The following is a 1698-nucleotide window of genomic DNA, read 5'->3' on the forward strand; positions in this document are numbered from 1 at the left end:
TGGACACTATGGACGGGACAACGCGATCAGGTCGCTGCCGGTGATCGCGCTCAGTGCCGCGTTACCGCCTTATGAGCTTCATCTCAAAGAAGCTTGGAATATGCACCAGTCGGGATGATCCATCTTCAAATCAAAAAAATCATCACTGTACACAAGCCCAAGTTTCTCAAGACGAGAGATGAATACATGCACGGCCTCCGACCCAAAGGATGGGCCAAAGGAGATCAAGTCATCGTTTATATCAAGAGGTGGCGAACTATCCATAGATTTCAGCAAATCATCGAGACTTACACTACGTTGCTGGAGTGCAGCCCGCCTAACAAGAATTCCGAACTCGGTAGTGACCTTAAGGCTTTTCATCAAATCATCTCGTTATCAATTACTGGGTGGGATATTTGCCCGGAAATTGTAGATCGGTGCGCGCTGAACTGGTTGAAATATCTGGAACCAGGATTGGTTGCCAGCAGGTGCCAACGAGGATTGCGGCACCGCGAAATCTATGCGAATCGGTCCTGTCCCACCAGGCTGCGGTGCACCAAAAGACGTCACATAAACCCGATCACCGCCTACTCCTGCAGGTATTGCCGTTCCTTCGGTATTTGACCACATGGTCAACTCATTTTGATCTACCCATCTCGACACCATCACATAGTTATCAGGTAGGGAGCCGGTAGCGGCCCCAACGCCACGAGGCGTGGTCACCGTCCAACCTGGTCCAAGAGGCTGAATTGGGTCCAGCGGAGGGGTTACTGCTACATTTGGAACACTTGATGGCTCAAATGTATCCAACGGTTGGTATGCATTTTTTGCTCCCGAAGCCCCCCCACCCAGCGCCGCCTCACCAAACACCAACCAGCCCGCATTCCCCAAGCTCTGGCCCACCTGATAGCCAAGCTGCTGGGGGTCGGATGCCCCTGCCATGGGGTCCGTCAACTGCTGCCGCTGCGCCGGACTCATCGGCACCAGATCGCTATTCTGCCAACCTGGAGCCTTGTCCGGCTCAATGAAGGGCACGGCAACCTGCAACGCGCCTTGCATTGCTCCCAGTACAAGCTGACTCCACCCGTTAAGCGTGTTCAAGTTGTTGTGGGTCCAATCATCCGCGATGCCTGTGAAGTAGCCGTAGTCGAACAGTCCCGTGGCACGCAAGGTGGCTTGCTCTGCCGTATCGGCTTGCCCACGCTGCTGCGATGCCAAGCGGTCCGCGTAGTTGGGCGAATCCGACGACACACCATCTGCACAGGAGATCAAGGCGCAGGCCGCGTCGTCCAAGCGCTGCTGCTCTTCCGCGCTCTTGCCCTCCTTGAGCTGGTCCAGCTTGGCTGTCTCATCCGGATGCAACTCACGGTTGTACAGTTCACCAGCCAGCGCCGTCGATGCGCCTGCGCCTGCGCCTACCGCACCACCGATAGCCACACTACCCAACTGCATCAGCAGCTTGCCCTGGCCCGAACCCGGATCGACATGGTTCTCCACCAGGTAGTGCTCCATGGCGCTGCTGGCCGCTTCGCTTGCACCCGCACCCAGCGCGCCTTGCGCGGCACTGCCACCACCCAGCGCCGCCGTAGCCGCTCCTACCAGTCCATGGAGCAGAATTTTGTTGGCGCCTCCATCACTCCAAGCCTTAGCCTGGTCTTCATCGCCCTGATTAAGCGCCTGGTGCTGCATATAGCTGGCGATATCGCCCGCCGCCCGCAT

The 1698-nt window shown here is 57.1% G+C and carries 1 pseudogene; it reads right to left on the reverse strand.

Annotated features, from left to right (window positions below):
* Positions 1-375: 375 nt before the first annotated feature.
* Positions 376-1698 (reverse strand): annotated as a pseudogene (locus tag ACH65_RS20350) (hypothetical protein); the annotation flags it as partial.

This window comes from Frateuria defendens (assembly GCF_001182895.1).
Lineage (GTDB): Bacteria > Pseudomonadota > Gammaproteobacteria > Xanthomonadales > Rhodanobacteraceae > Frateuria_B > Frateuria_B defendens.